Raw genomic sequence first — 19,795 nt, forward strand, 5'->3', positions numbered from 1 at the left:
AACCTATAAAAGTATATTCTACTTATAAATCAACACTGTTTAATGCATCAGCTTCCATTTCTTTTAAGGTTTTTTGAAGCGCCAGATATTTTTGTTCATAGTCCCATCTGCCACGATCTTTGTTGTGAGCAATTTCGTAAAACTTAAAAGCTTCTTTAGGTTGATTAACACTTTCGTAGATTTCACCAACATGATAAAACGACTCTGCACGCTTAGGGTAATTTTTAATCGTATATTTTAAAAAGGCCATCGCCTCATTATACTTTTTCGCATCTTTTAAATTAACACAAACACTTTCTAACAAAGAGTAAGGCAATATCTCCTTACGTCCATAATTCAACAATATATCTCTTGTGTAATTATTTGCAACTTCTACTCCCTTATCGATTAAAAGCTGTTCATCGGGATATTTATAGTCTGTAAAAATGATTTCCATTCCTTGCATTAAACTTTTACGATACAAAGTGTAATGGCTTTGATCAGGCATCCATCCATAATGCCATTTTAAATCTGCCGGTGATTTTGTTTCTAAAGCTAAAATAAGTGCCTTACACGATTTTAACATCTCCTCAGCCTCTTCGGCAAAAGAAATAAACAAATGCTTACGAATGGAAGAATTCTCTGTTAAAAACTTCTCAACATCCCTAACGATTGCTTTATTGTTCCACCATAAAATTGGACTAAATGCCAAATATTTATCGAATAAATCTGGTCGAGTAGAAAAAGCATGAACTACAAACAGTCCGCTATAACTATGTCCCATAAGCAAGCGTTTAGAATTAGATCTAAAATTCTTTGCGATATGAGGAAAAATATCCTGCTCTAATGATTTGATAAAATTGTTGGCACCTCCTCTTGTCTTATAGATGTTTTTATTCATGATGGAATCAACAGGAGTCATGTCACGAAAACGATCAGTATTTGGCAAGCCAATAACAATATGAGGAGGAATAAAATGATTATCCATTAAAAAACTAAGGATCTCAATTCCCGTATCAAAATTGGTTTCGGCATCTAACAAATAAATGGTAGGATATTTATAGTATGTATTGTTGTACTCATTTGGCAATAAGATCCGAACATCCCTATACTCTTTTAATACGGAAGAATATACCCTAGAATTCCTTAAATTTTTAGGATTAACTTCGGCGTGAATGCTAGAGCAAGATATAATTGCAAATAAAGCTAATATTAAAATTCGCTTCATAATTAGTTTAGTTTTGATTTAAAGCTTGGTGTAAATTACAATTATTTATAATAAAATCAAAGAATTCCATTGATTTACAAGGCCATTACTCTATTTGTCATATTTTTAATCCTGTATATCTGCAACAAAAAAAATCCGGAATAAAAATTATTCCGGATTACTATCATAATAGATTTCAATTACTCTAAATACAAATCTAGATTCAATTCAAAGTCATCATAAATGGTTTTATCCCCTAAATTATCAAAGAAACTTCCAGAACCATAACGTACATTAAACTTCGTTCTGTCAATAAGCATTTTTCCGCTAATATGAACCGATTCATCATGCTTGTGAAGATTAACCGTAAATTCAATGGACTGGGTAATTCCTTTAATTGTTAAATCTCCTTTAACCTTATAATTTCCATCTCCCAGCTCACTAGCATGGGTAATTTCAAATACTGCGTTTGGAAATTTTTCAACACCAAAAAAATCATCTGATTTAAGATGCCCTTCTAATTTCTTTTTATACTTCTCATCTTTTAAATCTGTACAAACAATAGTGGTCATATCTACCACAAAATTACCATTCTGTAATTTCCCATCCTTTAAAGTTAATTTACCAGCAGTAATTGAAATAATACCAGAATGCTCTCCTGTTACTTTTTTACCTAACCACTCTAGTTTACTTTTTTCGGTTTTGAGCTTTAAATTTTTATTTTCTGCAAATAAGCCTCCAGTAGTTATAAAAACACCTAGTAGGATTGCAAGCGTGGTATACAATGTTTTTCTTTTCATAAGTTCTAATTTATTTTAATCCTTTCTTCAATTCCATTTCTATATCTAATAATTGAATTCTCTTTTTTATTTTTTTGAATACAAGTAAATTTAAGCAAATAAATTCAGACCTAAACATCTTTTATCTGTTAAAACCTTGTTAAAAATGATATAAAAAGACCATCAGAGTCGAATTACACAATTAATTTTAAAAAAAATCATCTTGTAAAATTCTACTTATAAAGCCCTTAGAGGAAATAGCATTTTTTTATTAAAAAAAAGTACTAAAACATTTGCAGAGATCAGTCTAAAACCCCTATATTTGCAGGGCAATTAAGAAATAATGGATGCGTAGCATAACTGGATAGTGCACTACGTTACGGCCGTAGAGGTTGGGGGTTCGACTCCCTCCGCGTTCACAATAAAAATCTTTCTTAGATCAAGGGGCTTCCACCCTCTAAGCTAAGAAATCGTCATCCTTCATTGGGTGGCGATTTTTTTTTGCCCTTACTTTAGCTAACAAGCTGCACTAAAAAAGTGCACAAATCTTATAGATACACGTATTTCATGGCTGACTCCTATTTGTTCTTAGTCGATAAAGCCATTACTATCAACTCATTAATAGATTTATAGTTTGTTAATATTTCTTTTCTAACGAACTTCTAAACATAAAAGTTAGATCATGAAAACAAGGATATATCCCACAACTTTGCAAATTAACCCCAATTATTTGTAGGATTTAACCACAAATTTCAAAAAGTTCTTCTTTTATTAATTTTTGTTTTCGATCGTTTAATAAAATGCTATTTAAAGCATTCAAATCCTCTTTTAACTGAAAACAAGTCACAATACCTTTATTTAATAGTTCCTGCTTCTTCTTTTTTGTTAAATGGTGCAATATGGTTACGGGATACAGACGAAGCTCTTCTACGATTTCCTTTAGGCCTTTATCATGAGGATAATCCCAAGCTAATAGATTCAAACCACTGCAAGTACCATATTTAATAGAATCTTCGGAAAATCTTGTATTGGTAACAATCCATCCTTCAAAGCTAAGCTCCGAGTATTTTGGTATTTCTTTTCTCTTATCTATAATATCATTTACACGAGAACGAACATATAAAGGTACCTGAACACTTACATGCTTTCCCTGATCTTTATGATATTTACACTCAACGAGGTGTTGCATGTGATCTTGAGTTGCAATGACATCCATTTCGTGAGTAACGCAATAGCCATCAACTACTACTCCTACTTCAATTTTATATCCTTGCTTTTTAAATAGCTGTCCAATAAACTGTTCAAACGGATAACCTGTTGGTCCCAACTCAATAATTGCCTGCTTTAATCTATAGCGCATGGCAAAAGATTTCTTTTCACGGCGTAATAAGGAAAAAGCACGAGAATATATTTGTTTGGTGGTCACACCTGTATAAACCCATTCTTCGATATCAATCAATATTTTTTCGATGCTCTTGCTATCAGCTCCAGCTTTACGAAGTGAACGAGCCAATTTATCCAGAATAAATGGTTCTTCTTCCCCTGAGGCTTTTTGTATTAAAATTACCTTAGTATTATCTGATTTGGTCTCAACAGATCTAGTATCTTGATGAGTTCTCTTTTTATTAGAAGCGATCATGTTAAAATTTGCTTGTTATTATTTTCCTGAATCATATAAATCTAAACAAAAAATTATCATATCTCTCCTGCCATATTTGCCAAGTTGAATATTTACCTTAAACTCTTATTTTTTTCAACTCCCAATTTCTTTCTTAAACGTTCCACATTAGTATTTTCTATCAGTTTAGGAATGTTACGATACCCTTCGTGAAAACGATATCCACCTTCAATCATTTCTTTCAGAGCCTTTTCTTTTTCCCATCCTTCGAATACGATTCTATACATTGCAACAACAGCACCTGTTCTGTCTGCTCCTCTTGCGCAATGAATTAAAATTGGTTTATCAGCATTTTTGATAATTCGCAATGCTTCCATCAGTTGCTTCTCCGTAATTTTTTCCGGAATCATTTTTATCCTGTACAATTGAAAATCCTTGGTTAATTTCTCGTTCCCATGCGAACTTCTCAAATTAAGTATGCTTTTAACCCCTTGTTGCCGCAAACTCTTAAAACCTTTTTCTGAAGGTTGTTCTGAACGCAATAGATCATCAGTAATAAGATATAAATTTGAAAACTCTGCATTGCTAATGCGATGAGCCCATGAATCTGGACGATTCTCTTGCTGTGCATAAATCAGACTTGTAAAGCTTAGCATTATCATCAAGCATAGAACTATTTTTCTCATCATAAGATCTTTTTCGGATAAAATAACAATGACGAACTAACAAAAATCTAACAAGTAGAAAATTCATCTCTACAGCCACTTTTTCTTTTTAAAATACCATAGCATACCAATTGCTACCAAAGCCATTAATGAGAGTAAACTAAAGTAACCATACTTCCACTCTAATTCTGGTATGTACTTAAAATTCATTCCATAAATACCAGCTAAAAAAGTTAAGGGTATAAAAATAGTCGCAATCAAAGTCAATAACTTCATTGTTTTATTTAACTCATTATCCTGCTCTGATTGGTAGGTGTCCCGAATATTTGTTAAATAATCCCTAAGGTAGTCTAGTTGATCAATGACGAATAAAATATGATCTTGTGTATCTCTAAAGTACTTTATATTCTCATCTTTTATTAATTCAGATTCACTTTGTATGAGTAAATTATATGCTTCCTTAAGAGGTAAAATACCTCGTCGGGCTTTCATTAATTCTTTTTTGAAATCTTGAATTTTTCGGGGTACTGAATCTGAATCTTCATTTTCAATAAAATCTTCCAACTGATCTAATTGATCATTCCATGTTTCAATCAAATGAAAATAATTGTCTACAACGGTATCGGCCAATGCAAAGAATAAGTAGTCTGTACCTTTAGATCGAATTCTACGCGTACTATTTTTAAGTCGTGTGACTAATGAATCCAAAACCGGATGATGAGAATCCACAAATGAAACAACGTAATTCGCACCCAATATAAGATTCACTGGAATTGAACTAAACTTATAATCACCAGGCTTAATAAGCATCAATTTTAAAGATAAAAAGCTATAGCTATCCAAATCTTCAAATTTAGGTCTCAATTGCGAATTAAGAACATCTTCTAAGGTTAAATTATGAATGGCTAATTGCTGACCAATATTCTCAAATGCAGAAATGTCAACCCCAGAAAAATGGATCCAGGAAACAAAATCTGAATTGCAAAAATCATAATTCACTTTATCTAAACCAGTTTTAATTTCTTTTGATTTCAACTCTTCTGTATTGTACTGAATATGCCTAAGTGTTGGATTTTCAACTTCTTTATATCCAATATGCAGTAAGGTCCCTGGAGCCATTCCTGTTTTTTCTGAAATTCGTCTTGATTTTTTCTTTGCCATGATAAAACAAATGTGAATAATTGTATCTTTAAATTACACAATTCAATTAAAATAAAACTATTATTCTTGTAAGTAATGTTAGAAACTCTTGAAACATTAATTAAAGATCTTGGTATGGGCTATAAGCTTTTGTTTATCGTCTTAGCCATTGCTGGAGGTCTTATTCTCTCAAAATTGATTCATTTTTTCATGAATCGAATGTTGAAAAAAGCAGCAGACAAATTAAATGTCGATCCTACAAATTATAATTTCCTGAAAAATGCTGTCAGTTTTTTAATCTTCATTATTGTCGTAATTATTAGTTTCTATTCAATTCCTGAATTAAAAAGCATTGGAGTTAGTTTACTTGCAAGTGCAGGAATACTTGCTGCAATTATTGGTTTTGCTTCTCAACAAGCATTCTCAAATATAATAAGTGGTATTTTCATTGTCATATTTAAACCATTCAGAGTAGGTGATTTTATTAAAATTGGAAATTTACATCATGGAACTGTTGAGGACATAACACTTCGCCATACCATTATTAAAAATCCTGAAAACAGAAGAGTAATTATTCCTAATTCTGTTATTAGTTCGGAGACAATATTAAATTCAACGATTGCAGATCCAAAGGTATGTTCCTTTCTTGAAATAGGTATTAGTTACAAATCCAATATCGACAAAGCAATTGAAATTATTCAAGACAAAGCCATTACACACCCTAATTTTTTAGACAACCGCAGTGATGATGAAAAAGAAGCAGATTCGCATCCTATTCTTGTTCGTGTAATTAGTTTAGGAGATTCAAGTATTCTATTAAGAGCTTATGTTTGGGCTGCCGATTCTGGTAAAGGTTTTGTGATGAAGTGCGATCTTTTAAAATCAATTAAAGAACAATTCGATATCGATGAAATCGAAATTCCATTTCCTCATCAAACTGTTTATCTTCGACAGGAATCTCCTCTTAAAATCACTAAAGAATAATAAACTATTTTTAGAGAGCAATTGGCGACATTCCTAAACCGAGTTGTCGCCATTCTTTTGTATTATATCGAATTCTCTGATGAAAGAATATTTGATTCAAGCAATTCTTTGATCACATTCTCGGTAAGTTCACTTTTAAAAGCAAACTCAAAACGAATATCCATCACATAAGCCTTTAGTCGCATTTTGTAACACAACTTATCATGCTTGATATCATTTACGAAAATTACTGCAATTGGCTTCACCAAATAGATGTATTTTGACACTTTAGCTACCTCTGTAGCAATTTTTCGGACCTTGTGCGTGTCAATTGTGATCGGTAAGTATATTTCTGCAACAACCTGACAATTCGTTTCTCCTGAATTTGAATTCGAAATGGATTGGTTCATTAACTCACCATTGGGTACAGTTACCAGGGAATCATCTGCAGTATGAATACGTGTTGATCGTAAAGACATATCAAGCACTTCTCCGTACGTACTTCCCACTTCAATCTTATCTCCAATTTTAAAAGGCCTATCGATGAGAATTACAAAACCACCAAAAATATTTTTAAGAATATCCTGAGCTGCAAAACCAACAGCAACTCCAATTGATGCTCCAAATGCAATTAGTGATTCAACAGGAGGGCGAAATATGCCCCGAACAATTAGATAGCCAATTACCATCCAGCAGATAATTTTTACAACTGGAACTATGGCCTTTCCTTTTACCCTTCGATCGGGACTTTTCTCAGACCAAATCTCTATTGTTCGAGTTAAAAAACGGATAATAAAATAGCCAATAGCTATAAAAACCAATGCCCAAAATATTTTGGTAAAAGAGACTATTTCAGAAACATCTGGAGGGTTTAGTTTCTCTTCCAATGTTTTCACAACGTCACTTGCTGATGTACTTAATGTATCAAGATTTATTTCTGTTTTTGTGACAGAAATACTATCCTGACTTTGAGATTGTACTACAAAAGAATACAACAAAAGACTCCATAAAATAATTAGCACACTTATAAACTGTTTCATATATTCTGTAGGTGTTTTTCTAAAAATAATGCATTAATGGATATAATTTAAAACATCCAGATGATTAACAACTTGTCTATATACTAATGAATTAATATAATAGTAGTTTTCTTTTTTTATTAATATTCCATCATCTGTAAAGACCATTAAATGAGCTAAACTTTCTTCTTTTTGCCAGGCAAGTATCGTCATATGCTCCTCTAGAGTAAGGCATCCATGCAAAAGCAGATTATACAAAGTAATTACTTGCGAATTACTTAAGGAGGTGAAAAATGAATAGTCCAAATGTCTGTATTGTAAGTAGAAGTTATTGTCCTCGACATTCACAACAGATCGCATCCAAAACACCAAAGCCAATGACAGATTATTTTGTGCATAACTATAGAGCCGCTTGAAATAATCTTCTCTTAAATAATCCTGTTTCTGCGATTCAGTCATTTTTTTATAACTGCGTTTAGGATTGAAATTCTTTGCTTCTAGAAAGTTCAATTTAAATCCACTAAACTTATGCCGTTTTGTGATGATCTCGGTTAATTGATCTTTATTCAAATTTTCTAGCCTAACAATATGACCATAGTAATTGCTTACTTTCAGTGTATAATCAAAATAGTTAAACGTATATAGCAAGCAGGTACTTAACCAGAAGATCTTTTTGTTTGACTCCGAAATTAGCCTAAAGAAAAGTGGCAAAACTTTAAAACCATTTACTTTTCTGAGAAATAAATGATGCATATTTTCGATTATGATAATGCGCCGACCTTTTAATTCTCCTATTTGGCTATGTAGTTCATCCATAGACTCAAAACTGAGATCATCAAAAACTGTTTTTAGAAATTCAATAAACTCATGCTCAGTTGTAATTTTCCGTTCCAGACTAAAACGATAAAAAGGATATTGGTGACCGAATTTTTCTTCAAAAATATTCACCGAGGAAGTCATACCGCTCCCCGTTTCTCCAACCAAACAAGTGGGTGCAAATTTACCACTCGTCCAATTACTGTATGCAATTTCGAATTGTTGTATAACTTTTGGTCTTTCTATTCGAAACTTGGCATTTGCTAAAGGTGCAATTTTAAACAATCGCTGATACATAAGCGGTAGACGAGCAATGGCTTTCTCCGTTTCCGAAAGATAATTTGACAATTCACTCCCAATTGTTTCTGATTTATCTGACAATCCTAAAACTTCCCGATAAGCTGTATATTTTATACGTGCTTGTTTTATCAGTCCAAGAAAGCGAACATGAGATTTGGTAAAAAGTTCTTTCGCAAATACCAAGACATTCATTACATTATTCCGAGCATCTTTGATTCGCTTTTTACGAATCATTTCTGTTTGCTTCTGATTCAAATTATCAGGCAAAATAGCATTGGTAATTTCCTCAATAAATTGCCTGTTAATTTTACCTAATTCTTCAATCAAATTTCTTGAAAGATCAAGATTGTGTTGTTTGTTTTCTTTTGCTTTTTTTAATGCTCTTTCGATACTATTTGCAAATTCTGCATGTTGATCAGCTGAATCTTCTACATCTTTTGTATTGTAATACTCAAGCGCATACTCAACAACACCAGCTAAATCTCCAGCATTAGAAAGAGACAACTGAATACTATTTATCAATTCATTTTTCTGTTTTAAAATGGTTTCTTCAACCGATTCAGACAAGCAACCTCGAACGATGGAGGAGACATTTGTTTCTCTTAATTTAGGAACCCTTTCGTCTTGATCCCAGGCTTTTTTTACGGGCAACAAGTAACTCTCCATACTATTGGCATATTCTTCGGAGCATGAAGTATTCAACAAATCAAGATGAGCAATAAAATCCGTTTCCATTATCCTCTCAGTATAGGCCGGTATACCTTGCTTCAACAATTGTTCTGATAGTAAATCATTTTGAACAAAATGTAAATCTTCTTCTGTTGAAATTTTTTTGAATGCAGTTTCGAGAAGAGTCACAAAAGAATCATCTTTTGTAATAAGAATCTCATCAAACATATCTCGTAAGCTAACCTCTTTATTAATAAAATGATTTGTAAAGGATAGGTTCGAAAAACGTATTTCGTATACCAATCGCCAATGTTCGAATAAGGCAAATGCACGTCGCTGATAATTATTTAGCAGGGTATTTTGAATCTTCAGGTATCGAGCAGATTTCTTTTTAAGTCTGCCTTGCTGAATCCTGCGCAATGGAAATTCGATTGTCCCAACTTTTGGATATAATTCCTCATAAAGAGCATCTAGATTTCTCTTTAATTGATCAAAAAATGCTTCAATTTCTTTTTTCCTTGACTGAATTAGCTCTGCACATTCCTTCAATTCTTTTTCCAGCTCATTTTCGCCCCAAGTTTCCTTAACAAGAATAAAGTTTTCAATCTGCCGATCTACAGCTTTGATTCTTTGAAAAATTTCTTGTCTAAACTGAAGTGTTTCACCGATAATCTGGTTCGTATTATCCAAAAAGTTTACCAAATAGACCAATTCAGCCAATTGTTTTTGGTTTACCTTATGTTTCCAAAATGTCTTGGAAATCGGACTCTTTTTAAATATCCTTCGAAAAATATTTACGCCACCTATCAGCATCCAATTGATCTTGAGAAAGAAAAGTTTCCCAAGCTTTCGGATCTTAAGAACTAAACGATCGGAGCTTTGGACATAAAATCTTTCTCGATTTTGAATTTCAGAAACAGCATCTTCAAAACCTTCAATGTATTCATTCACATCGGTAAAATGATCAAAAAATTCTGTTCCCTCAATTGCATCTAATTCATTAAAGTGATCCTGAACATGCGAACTAAATTGTTTACTTAAATCAAAATATGCTGAATTATTTTTATGATCTCCTTTGCTCGCCTCTACCATATTTATAGTTTCTAGCAAAGTAGAAATCATATTCTCAGCGGGATGAAAAGATTCCACCAATTTTAAGGAGTATTTAGTGTACATAGCTTATTGATTTATAATAGCAATTAAATCAAATTACAAAAAATACTTGATATCTGTATCTCTATGGTGTTATTTAAAATAAACAATTTTTATGATTCTTTATTTTTTGCTATACATTCTTAATTCATAGAGTGTTGACAATTAAAATCTACTCCTGAAATCTCTTGCTATCAAATCTAATTTTTGTAACTTAAATTAGATATTTACTTACCATTAAAACTTGCCATATGTTTGAATCTTTAATTGATTTTGAAGCACTAAGAAGTTATTTTACGCTATTGGTTCCTAAATTAGCAACGGCATCATTAATTCTACTATTCACTTGGTTATTATGGTTTTCGTTGAGCAGAGTTCTTCAAAAAATTTTTAAGAAAACATCCTTTGATTTAACCTTACAAAAGTTCCTTTTAACAGTAAGTAAAATTACAATTATGACTATTGGAATTATGACTGCTTTGGGGCAAGTAGGTATTAATATTGCATCAATACTTGCAAGTTTAGGTGTAGTTGGACTTACCATCGGTTTTGCTGCTAGAGATACTTTGTCTAATATTATATCTGGCCTTTTTATATTCTGGGATAGACCATTTGTATTAAACGATCTTATAGAAGTAAAAGGAATGTATGGCAGAGTGGAAAACATCACCTTACGATCGACTAGAATTGTGACCAATGAAGGAAAAATGCTGGCAGTCCCAAACACAACAATTATTAATGAGGTTGTTGCTTCTTATACCAACTTTCCACATCTAAGAATTGAGGTGGAATTTACTGTTGGATCTAATGAAAATCTGACGAAAATTAGAAAAATCCTCAAAAACCTGGTTAGTTCAAATGATGTGTATATGCAATCTCCTATGTGTGAACTCTTAGTTGATGCTATTAATGATTATAATTTAGCCTTAATTTTTAGGGTTTGGATAGATAATGAGAGAGATCATATTCGCCTGAGAAACCAGCTCATTGAAGATATTTACAACACCATGCTTGCAAATAAAATCGAAATGCCTCTTGAAACAATTCAAATGGCTCCTTTTGAAGTTAAGGTACAAAAATAAAAAAGACCACCTCTTTACGAGGTGATCTTTACCAAAACGAATGCAGGTGAATGCCTTCACCTTCATCAACATCAAACAAATTACTTTGTAGTTTCAGCAAGTCTTCGCTGATCCAAATCGGACTTCATTATAACACAGGTTTCATGATCGATGGTGTAGAAATATAACAGAATAGCACAGGACATGTACAATATGCCTGGGATAACCGAAACCATTAGCTTAATCCCTGTAATAGCTGTTTCTGTTTGTTCTACATTGGGAGTAAACTTGAATATAGCCAACAACCAACCTGCCAATGCACCTCCTATACCCCAACCTGCTTTTTGCGCGAAGGTAGCCGCTGAAAATACTAAGCCGGTAGATCTTCTTCCTGTTTTCCACTCCGAATAATCGGCAGTATCTGCAAGCATAGTCCACAACAAAGGCACTGCAGGCGCATAAGCCATTTTAGCCAGAATATTAAAAACGTAAATCATTGTTGTGTTTTTATTCCCAGGCAAATACAGGCAAATGAAGAAAAATCCAGAAAGTAATGAACTAGCCAAAAACACATTACGTTTGCCGAATCTTTTTGCCAATGGTTTTGAAAATGGAATTGCCACAATTAAAGCAACTGTACCAATCACATTAAACAATTGAACATTTTCTTCATTTCCTATATAATATTTGAAGTAGTAAGCAATGGACAAATTTTGCATTGCAAACATGATAAACGATATAATGCCAACAAAAAACAGAATGACCCAAGGTTTGTTTTTAAATAGATTTTTAAAATCTTCCTTTAGGTTCTCTTTTTGTTCTTTAGGTGGTTGCACTCTCTCCTTAGTGGTTTTAAAGGTGATCATGAAGAGTGCAAAACTGATAATAGAAAACAAAATCAACGTGTACTGATAACCTTTCGCATTATCGCCCTGACCAAAATACAAGGCTAAAGTAAGAGCTGTTCCTGACACGATAAACTGACCAATAAAAGCAAAGATAAATCGGTACGAATTAAGGCCTGCTCTCTCGTATGAATCAGAAGTCATTACAGCTCCTAATGATGAATAAGGAAGATTGATAGCCGTAAATACTGTCATTAATAACATATAGGTCACACCAGCATAAATCACTTTACCTGTTGGGCCCAGATCTGGAGTTGTAAAAGTCAATACTGCCAAAACACTATAGGGTAATGCCATCCATAGTATATAGGGTCTAAATTTTCCCCATCGAGTGTTTGTTCTATCAGCAATAATCCCCATTAAGGGATCGCTAAGCATATCCCAAAAACGGGCAATCAGCATAATGGTACCAGCTGCTGCTGCAGAAATTCCAAAGGTATCGGTATAGAAAATTAGAATCCAGAAACCGACCATGTCCCACACAAAATGGGAGGCGGTATCTCCTAAGCTGTAGCCTATTTTTTCTTTTATCGATAGTTTTGACTCTATTTCATTCATTGCTGTTTGTTCCTTTTATTCTAAAGTTTTAACCTAATAGTTCCACTATTCGATCTTTTTATCCTCAAGCCGGATGGGCTCCTACTTTGTTTTTACCATCGGCATTTTAGAAATAGGAACTACCTCCATTTTCTGTCTACAGATATAATAAAACCGTAAGATCTTTATTTTAATTCTAATTAATGTGCTATTTACCGCTAGTATTGGGCTATCCGCCCAAACCCGACTTCATCTTTTTGGCTTGATCCAAAAAACGAAGCAAAAAAAATCAAGACTGATTTTAAAAAGCCTTCTTATTTATCTCTAAGTTAAAGTGCGGCCGGGTGATCTTCGAACAAGTTCTCAGCTTCCCGGTCTTACTAAAGCTTAAAGCCAAAACAAAATCTCTTTAAAATAATGCCAATCCATACGTAACTAAAACAATACTTTTAAAAATAATCATGTATTATAATTGAATCTAAAAGCTTCTTACTTTATTTCAAATATATTATATGTTCTACTCCACTCAGTTTCCTGATTTGGTTTTAGGTTGATATCAAAAAATAACTCCGGACTCACAACATGTTTCCATCCCCAAAGGTTGACTTTGTTTGTTTTAAAACTGCCTGTTTCTCTTATACCAATTTTACTTTTCGTGTTGATCAATTCCCATATGGCACCAACTTCTTTATTAGCTGAAAGATTCCCGTAAAAAAATTGTTCTTCAGGCGTGCTATTAAAGGTAATTTGATCCTTCTGAACCAACACTTTTCCTTCTGGATTAATTGCAGCGTCAAATAAGTCAGTATTGAGTTCGAATGGAAATTTTAAGATATAATCAGAACCTATTAACTCTTTATTGATGGCTAAAAAATTGTGGTTGTATTCATTGGTCGAAATGTTTTTTCCGCCCGTATTGTGTAAATGATATCGAATTGCAAAACTACTTTCTAATAGTTCTATTTCTTTTCGTAACACATAAGAATAGCCGTTAACCATCGATGATTCACATTCAACAATTAGTTTGTTGGTATCTTTAATTACATTAAAATTAGCTGGCTTAATTTCATAAGCCTTACTAAAAGCATAGGTCTCTCCTTCTTTCGTTAATAAGCCGACTCCTATCTTAGGAAACCAGTCTCCTTCCTCACAGTCATCAAAGCCTACTGGTGTTTCAATCCCAAATTCATTGTAGAAGCCTTTGCCATAAATATTCTCTTTGTCTCCATCAATTTTTTCTTGAGTAGAAACAGGAATTCCTTTATATGTTACTGCCGTAATTTTTCCTGTCCAATCGAATCTTGAAAATTGGTAATTTTCCAATGGTAAATCAATGCAAATTTCTAGATTTTCATTTTGTAGGATGTGTGCCATGTTCGTATCTTTTTTCTGCTGAGCATTACTTATAAATGCGTAACATATCAGTAATAAGAATATTGTTTTTTTCATTCTTTAGAGCTTGATAAAGGCTATTTTGACTTCGATAAATTGATGTACTTCTCTTTTACTATTTGAAACGCCTCTTTCTTATTTCTTTCAATATCAACAATCCCCCAGTATTCTTCATTTGGTGCTCCGTCATATGGAACGCCGCTACTATTAGGTGCCCATCCACCAGTATCCAAGCTGTTATTATTCCCAGCTTTCCATAGCTCATCAACAAAAGCAAAAAGAGTTACTCCCGAACAAATTTCCTGATTGCTAAAAACAGATTCCAAAATATGTGATGTAGCATCAGCCTGAGCTAACTGGTTTTCACCTTGCTTATAGCCGTTCTTTGAAATCGTCATGTAACTGTCTGCTCCCGCTTCGGACAAATACATGGGCTTATTACTTATTTCAGCCCACTGTGAAAAAACCTCTCCCGGCTTATCCCACCGATAGACATTCATCCCCCACACATCAATATTTGGACACATTTTAATCGCCAGTGAATCCGGTAATTCTCCATGAGCAGTGGTAACAGGGTGAGAAGGATCATGCTGATGAATTTGCATTGCAGCCTTGTTTAAAGCTGTGTACCAATTCTTCATATCACCACCAAACCACTCGGGATGATAATTATATTCATTGCCAAGTTCCCAAAGCAGAATTGCATCATGATTCTTGTAGGTGTTTATGTAATTGATAAAGGTTCCTGAAAGAATATCATTATGCCCACCTTGGTTGTAACCAAAGCCAATAATTACTTTTAGTCCGGCCTCATGTATCTCATCAAGAACAGAAACATCTGTTATGGGAGCATAAACCCTAATGGTATTTATTCCCGCCTCAAGCATTAAAGCCAAGTCTTCAGACAAATTATCAAAATTTCTTTTATCACTGCCTTTGGGAACAGGATGATAGCATATCCCTTTGATTGTATAAACTGAATCGTTTAATAAAATATTCCTACCATCAATTGAAATGCTATTGATATGAATTTCTTTACATGAAATAAGCAGCAAACTTATTGCAAAAATCAATACACTATTTTTCATCATAGTAAGCATATTTATTAGGTTTTATTACTATCAAGACTTAAACAGGAATAATTACAGTTTGTAATGCCTGAGCATTAATCTGCACATCAACGGAACGATTTCCTAAGGAAATCTTCATGTTTTTAGCTTCTTCTTTCATATTCAAAATAACAAGAGCTATAGATCCATCAGGATTTTGTGCCGCTGTCATCATCAAATCATCATCTGAATTCTCAAAGCCAATACGAACAGCACCTGGTCTGATGTATTTGCTAAAATGAGCCAAAGTATAATACATTGGGGTAAAATACACCTCATCTTTTGCAGGATCAACAATTACAGGTGCCAAACACCAGTTACTGGCCCAATTGGGTCCACCTTGTGTATCCAAAACCATATTCCAATCTACCCATCCTTGTACCCAGTTGTTTAAACAACCAATAATATCTCGTGCATAACGATATACCGGTACATATTTCGGATGAAGATATTTCTGATCATCCGGTGCCCAATCCCAGCCCCAATCGGTAGCTTCTTTCTTCCAATACCAGGCATCATCATTCCAATGTGGCACTTCTGCATCAACACAGGCTTCCGACTGAATCATTAGCTTATTCGGTGCTTTATCATGCGTATATTGTAAGACATCAGGCATATAATCGTAAGTACTGGCATACCAGTGGATCGCCATTCCATCAAAATATTTTGCTGATTCTTCATCTTTATACATGATATCTGCCCACTCTTTAAGCTCATCTCTGTTCTGATCGTATCCTAAAATCTTAACATTATGACTGTGATCTTTTAATTTTGGTCCCAGATGCTTGCTTACAAATTCTACCATTTCTTCTGGTGTATAATGCATACTCTCCCAGTTGCTGTTATTTCCCAAAGGCTCATTCTCTACAGTTAATCCCCAAATATCAATTCCTTCGCTTTTATAGGCATCAATATATTTTGAGAAAAATAGCGCCCAGGTATCGTAGTATTCAGGTAATAATTTACCACCTTTCCAATCCTTGTTATCCTTCATCCAAGGTGGTGCTGTCCATGGGGAAGAAAGAATTTTGAATCCATCTTCTGATAGTTCCATTGCAGCCTTAATCATTGGAATGATATCATCTTGATCTTCTTTAATTGAAAAGTTCTCCAAAGCCATATCTCCTGCTACAGGAGCGTAAGAATAGTTGCTCAATGAAAAATCACATGAATTAATATGCGTTCGAGTTAACGAATATTTCGCTCCATCAGAACCAAAGTATGCGTCTAAAATCAAATGACGATTTTTCGGACTAAGCTGATTAAGCAAATAGGCCGATGATTCCGTAAAAGACCCACCAAAACCTGTAATCGTCTGATATTTTTCGTCAGGTAAAATTTGAATCGTTACAGCCTCATTTCCCGCAGAAAATTCAGTAATTTTTGTGAGTTTATTACCACTTGCTGATGTTTCGTATACATCAACTGGCAATTCGTTTTGCTTTGCGTTACATCCCATTAAAACAAGTATGAATAAAAAGGATAAATAATGTTTTAAATTTTTCATATTCAATTTTTATCGTGCTATACTAGAATCAAAATATCCATCAATTTATTTGTCACTCCCGCATAATTCTGTGCGTTATTTAGAAGAGATATTTTAATCAAAAAATCCTAAGGCCTTGCAATAGCCCTCATTCGGATAACAATTTTCAAACTTGCTATTTTCTACATACCGTTTTAACAAGGCCACCATTTCTTTCTGTTTTATTCCACCAATACTATCTTTCAGAGTCCTTATTTTAGCAAATGAACTTCTATCACTTTCGGCGTATGTTATAAAATTGTCATAACCACTAGGTTCCTCAAAGTTCATTGGCCCACGTGTGTTATCCATTTTTTTGTATGGCCAAAAGGTCCAATGAATTTCATTCTCATCTAATAATACTCTAAAATTCTTCACCCATACATCCTCATTCTCACCACTTTCTCCCATCAGCAAAGGCACTTTATATTTATCTCTAAAGTCTATATATTGCTGTATTTCCTTTTTCTCAGGAGGCATCCAATATTTATGAAATGTATAAACTAATTGATCATCAAACGGTTCAGAAAACACAGAAAAATCCGTCTCCCAAACAGCCCCTCCTAGAAATATGATATGCTTACCATCCACCTCTCTTATTGCTTTGGTAATCTTTTTATAAAGCGGCTCTAAATATGGTTTTAAATGATCATCATCAAAATATTGTGGAATGGGCTCGTTCAAAAGGTTATAACCAATTATTGTATTATTATCGGCATACCTCTTTGCTATTTCCTGCCAAATATCAGAAACCTTTTGTTGCATCCCTTCATCTACCATTAACCAAGGATAGCCATCACTATTGTCTATATTATCACCAGTTTGACCTCCTGGAGCAGCATGCATATCTAGTAATACATAAATATTGTATTTCTCACACCAGCTAATGGCTTTGTCCAAATATTTATAACCATGCATATCTTTTCCCAAAAAATCATCATGAGTCAATAAGCGATAATCGAATGGTAAACGGATGATATTTACTCCGACCTCCGATAACCATTTTATATCGGCCTCGGTGATGTAATTATCCAAAAAAGAGTCCCAAAAAGCGGTAGTAGCACTATCCCCTATCAATTCGCGTATGCTTTGATCTATTTTGCGTGGCGAGTTACAATCTTTCAATTTGAACATATAACCCTCGGGTAACAACCAATTTCCCAAATTCACGCCTTTTAGATGCAATAGATCACCGTTTTCCGAGTAAATATTTTCACCATCCACATAAACAAACTTTTTCTCTGCCTTCTGACAAGATGCAGACAGCAATAGTAAAATGAAGAATATCCAGATTTTTGATTTCATATTTATTGATTTAGCATAGATTAAACGATACAATTTTGCGTATCAAGATTTGAAAATTAACTTGTTTTGCAAACCTTATTTATTTGACGAAAAAGATAGAAGCAAATCAATTCCTTCTCAACATAACTTGTCATTCACAACTAGTCAACTAAGCCGATTTCATTTTTTATCAGGTACAATCTCGACTACAACTTTATTATGACCGATCTCATTACCTTCATGCTTTGCCTTACCTCGACGTGCAATTAATGCTGCTCGAATTTCCAATGCTCTACTTTCAGTAATATCATATTTCCAGACCAATAGAATAGCCATTCCTGCAGTAACAATTGGAATTACGATATCAGCAATTCGCAGATTAGTTAAGGTTTCGACACTTTGATGATCGATTGATTGATTAAACCCAACGGCTTGCAAAACAATTCCACTTGTAAGCAATGCAAGGGCAGTTCCCAATTTCACCATCAACCAATACACGGCTCCAAACATTCCCTCACGGCGTGTTCCATTATTCAATTCATCTAAATCACAAACATCTGCAGTCATCGACATCATTAGGGTAAACAAACCGCCTATACCGAATGAGATTAATGGCAATGGTATAAACATTAACCACGGGTTAGCAGGATTAAATCCCCACCACTTTAAAGCATACCCAATCATCGAAATAAGTGTTGCTATAACAAAGGCATTTTTCTTACCTAATTTTTCTGATATTTTGGTTACAATAGGAATCACCAGAAAAGCTGTTGCCATAGCACTTACAGTTCCAAACATTGCGGGCCAGTATCCTGCGCCAACCTTATCTCCATCAAACAGATAGTAAACGATAATAAACATGGCAAACTGTGCGATTGTTTGAAATCCATTAAATATGAAAAATGTTGCGCCACAAAGTTTCATAAAGGGTTTATTTTGAATGGTTAATTTGATCCCTCTTATGAATTCCTTTGTATTCACAGCCAATTCTTTCATCGATAAATTGGCCTGTTTGCTATTTTCTGGCAATATCATTTCTTTATTAAATAAAGCTGGTAAAATTCCTAATACCATACAAATAGCTCCTACCCAAATCGACAAAATGCGTGCTCCTTCGGGTGCTGACTCAAAAATGGTAGGATCGTATATAATCACCCAAAACCATGGAGCAATCACCCATGCCATCTGTCCAAAAAACTGACCAACTGCCATTAATCTGGTTCGTTCATTGTAATCCGGTGTCATTTCGTATCCCAATCCAATAAATGGTGTAGAGTAAATAGTAAACGACAGGAAGAAAATTACTGATAGGATTAAAAAGTAAAAGAAATTATACATTTCAGAATTCTCTGGGTGTAATTGCCATAATGCCATAAAAGCAATACCGGTAATCATACTTCCCAAAAGAATATAAGGTTTTCTTCGCCCCCATTTTGATTTGGTATTATCTGAAATGAAGCCCATTATAGGATCTGTTAATGCATCTAACAATCGGGGCAAAGCACCCAAAATTCCAGCCAAAACTGGATTCATATTTAAGGACATAACCAAAACAACCATAAACACACCAAGTGCAGCAGGAAATAACTGATTAGCCAAGTGTCCTGATCCAAATGCCAGCTTTTGCCCAAAAGGGACAATATCTTCCTTTGCAGTTTTAGAATGTGTCATGTTT

At 33.9% G+C, this 19,795-nt stretch carries 15 protein-coding genes and 1 tRNA gene; 3 read left to right on the top strand and 13 right to left on the bottom strand.

Going from position 1 to position 19,795, the window contains the following annotated elements:
• Positions 1-22: 22 nt before the first annotated feature.
• Both L3049_RS02615 and L3049_RS02620 read right to left on the bottom strand, forming a co-directional pair.
• Complete coding sequence (locus tag L3049_RS02615) at positions 23-1,207, bottom strand: alpha/beta hydrolase-fold protein (RefSeq protein ID WP_275108225.1); 1,185 nt, start codon at positions 1,205-1,207, stop codon at positions 23-25.
• Positions 1,208-1,386: 179 nt separating this feature from the next.
• Positions 1,387-1,986 carry a YceI family protein gene (locus tag L3049_RS02620; protein WP_275108226.1) on the bottom strand — a complete coding sequence of 200 codons (600 nt, stop codon included), beginning with the start codon at positions 1,984-1,986 and terminating at the stop codon, positions 1,387-1,389.
• Between the two features lie 324 nt (positions 1,987-2,310).
• Here L3049_RS02620 and L3049_RS02625 point away from each other — a divergent pair.
• Positions 2,311-2,384: transfer RNA gene (locus L3049_RS02625), tRNA-Arg, on the top strand.
• 320 nt (positions 2,385-2,704) lie between these two features.
• Here L3049_RS02625 and L3049_RS02630 read toward each other — a convergent pair.
• The 3 genes from L3049_RS02630 to corA form a co-directional block, all read right to left on the bottom strand.
• Positions 2,705-3,604: a restriction endonuclease gene (locus tag L3049_RS02630; protein ID WP_275108227.1), complete on the bottom strand. Its 900-nt coding sequence runs from the start codon at positions 3,602-3,604 to the stop codon at positions 2,705-2,707.
• Between the two features lie 92 nt (positions 3,605-3,696).
• Positions 3,697-4,269: a fused DSP-PTPase phosphatase/NAD kinase-like protein gene (locus L3049_RS02635; protein WP_275108228.1), complete on the bottom strand. Its 573-nt coding sequence runs from the start codon at positions 4,267-4,269 to the stop codon at positions 3,697-3,699.
• A gap of 69 nt (positions 4,270-4,338) precedes the next feature.
• Positions 4,339-5,409, bottom strand: coding sequence for a magnesium/cobalt transporter CorA (corA, locus tag L3049_RS02640; protein ID WP_275108229.1), 1,071 nt, complete (start codon positions 5,407-5,409; stop codon positions 4,339-4,341).
• 75 nt (positions 5,410-5,484) lie between these two features.
• On the opposite strand from corA, the gene L3049_RS02645 reads away from it, so the two are divergent.
• Positions 5,485-6,372: a mechanosensitive ion channel family protein gene (locus tag L3049_RS02645; RefSeq protein WP_275108230.1), complete on the top strand. Its 888-nt coding sequence runs from the start codon at positions 5,485-5,487 to the stop codon at positions 6,370-6,372.
• A gap of 62 nt (positions 6,373-6,434) precedes the next feature.
• Here the strand turns inward: L3049_RS02645 and L3049_RS02650 are convergent, their stop codons facing one another.
• Positions 6,435-7,391 carry a mechanosensitive ion channel family protein gene (locus L3049_RS02650; RefSeq protein WP_275108231.1) on the bottom strand — a complete coding sequence of 319 codons (957 nt, stop codon included), beginning with the start codon at positions 7,389-7,391 and terminating at the stop codon, positions 6,435-6,437.
• Positions 7,392-7,424: 33 nt separating this feature from the next.
• Complete coding sequence (locus L3049_RS02655) at positions 7,425-10,331, bottom strand: hypothetical protein (RefSeq protein WP_275108232.1); 2,907 nt, start codon at positions 10,329-10,331, stop codon at positions 7,425-7,427.
• Positions 10,332-10,558: 227 nt separating this feature from the next.
• On the opposite strand from L3049_RS02655, the gene L3049_RS02660 reads away from it, so the two are divergent.
• On the top strand, positions 10,559-11,389 hold the full coding sequence (locus L3049_RS02660; RefSeq protein ID WP_275108233.1) for a mechanosensitive ion channel family protein: 831 nt from the start codon (positions 10,559-10,561) through the stop codon (positions 11,387-11,389).
• Positions 11,390-11,469: 80 nt separating this feature from the next.
• On the opposite strand, the gene L3049_RS02665 is transcribed toward L3049_RS02660, so the two are convergent.
• From L3049_RS02665 to L3049_RS02690, 6 genes are all read right to left on the bottom strand, one after another.
• Positions 11,470-12,831, bottom strand: a complete 1,362-nt coding sequence (locus L3049_RS02665; protein ID WP_275108234.1) for an MFS transporter — start codon at positions 12,829-12,831, stop codon at positions 11,470-11,472.
• A 468-nt stretch (positions 12,832-13,299) separates the two neighbouring features.
• Positions 13,300-14,259, bottom strand: coding sequence for a hypothetical protein (locus L3049_RS02670; protein WP_275108235.1), 960 nt, complete (start codon positions 14,257-14,259; stop codon positions 13,300-13,302).
• 20 nt (positions 14,260-14,279) lie between these two features.
• A complete protein-coding gene (locus L3049_RS02675) occupies positions 14,280-15,293 on the bottom strand; it encodes a glycoside hydrolase family 2 TIM barrel-domain containing protein (protein ID WP_275108236.1) in 1,014 nt (337 codons plus the stop codon).
• Positions 15,294-15,330: 37 nt separating this feature from the next.
• A complete protein-coding gene (locus tag L3049_RS02680) occupies positions 15,331-16,818 on the bottom strand; it encodes a glycoside hydrolase family 30 protein (RefSeq protein WP_275108237.1) in 1,488 nt (495 codons plus the stop codon).
• 93 nt (positions 16,819-16,911) lie between these two features.
• The gene (locus L3049_RS02685) at positions 16,912-18,141 is read right to left on the bottom strand and encodes a glycoside hydrolase family 5 protein (RefSeq protein ID WP_275108238.1); all 1,230 of its coding nucleotides are present in this window, start codon (positions 18,139-18,141) and stop codon (positions 16,912-16,914) included.
• 159 nt (positions 18,142-18,300) lie between these two features.
• Complete coding sequence (locus tag L3049_RS02690) at positions 18,301-19,791, bottom strand: MFS transporter (RefSeq protein ID WP_275108239.1); 1,491 nt, start codon at positions 19,789-19,791, stop codon at positions 18,301-18,303.
• Positions 19,792-19,795 lie beyond the last annotated feature (4 nt).

This window comes from Labilibaculum sp. DW002 (assembly GCF_029029525.1).
Lineage (GTDB): Bacteria > Bacteroidota > Bacteroidia > Bacteroidales > Marinifilaceae > Paralabilibaculum > Paralabilibaculum antarcticum.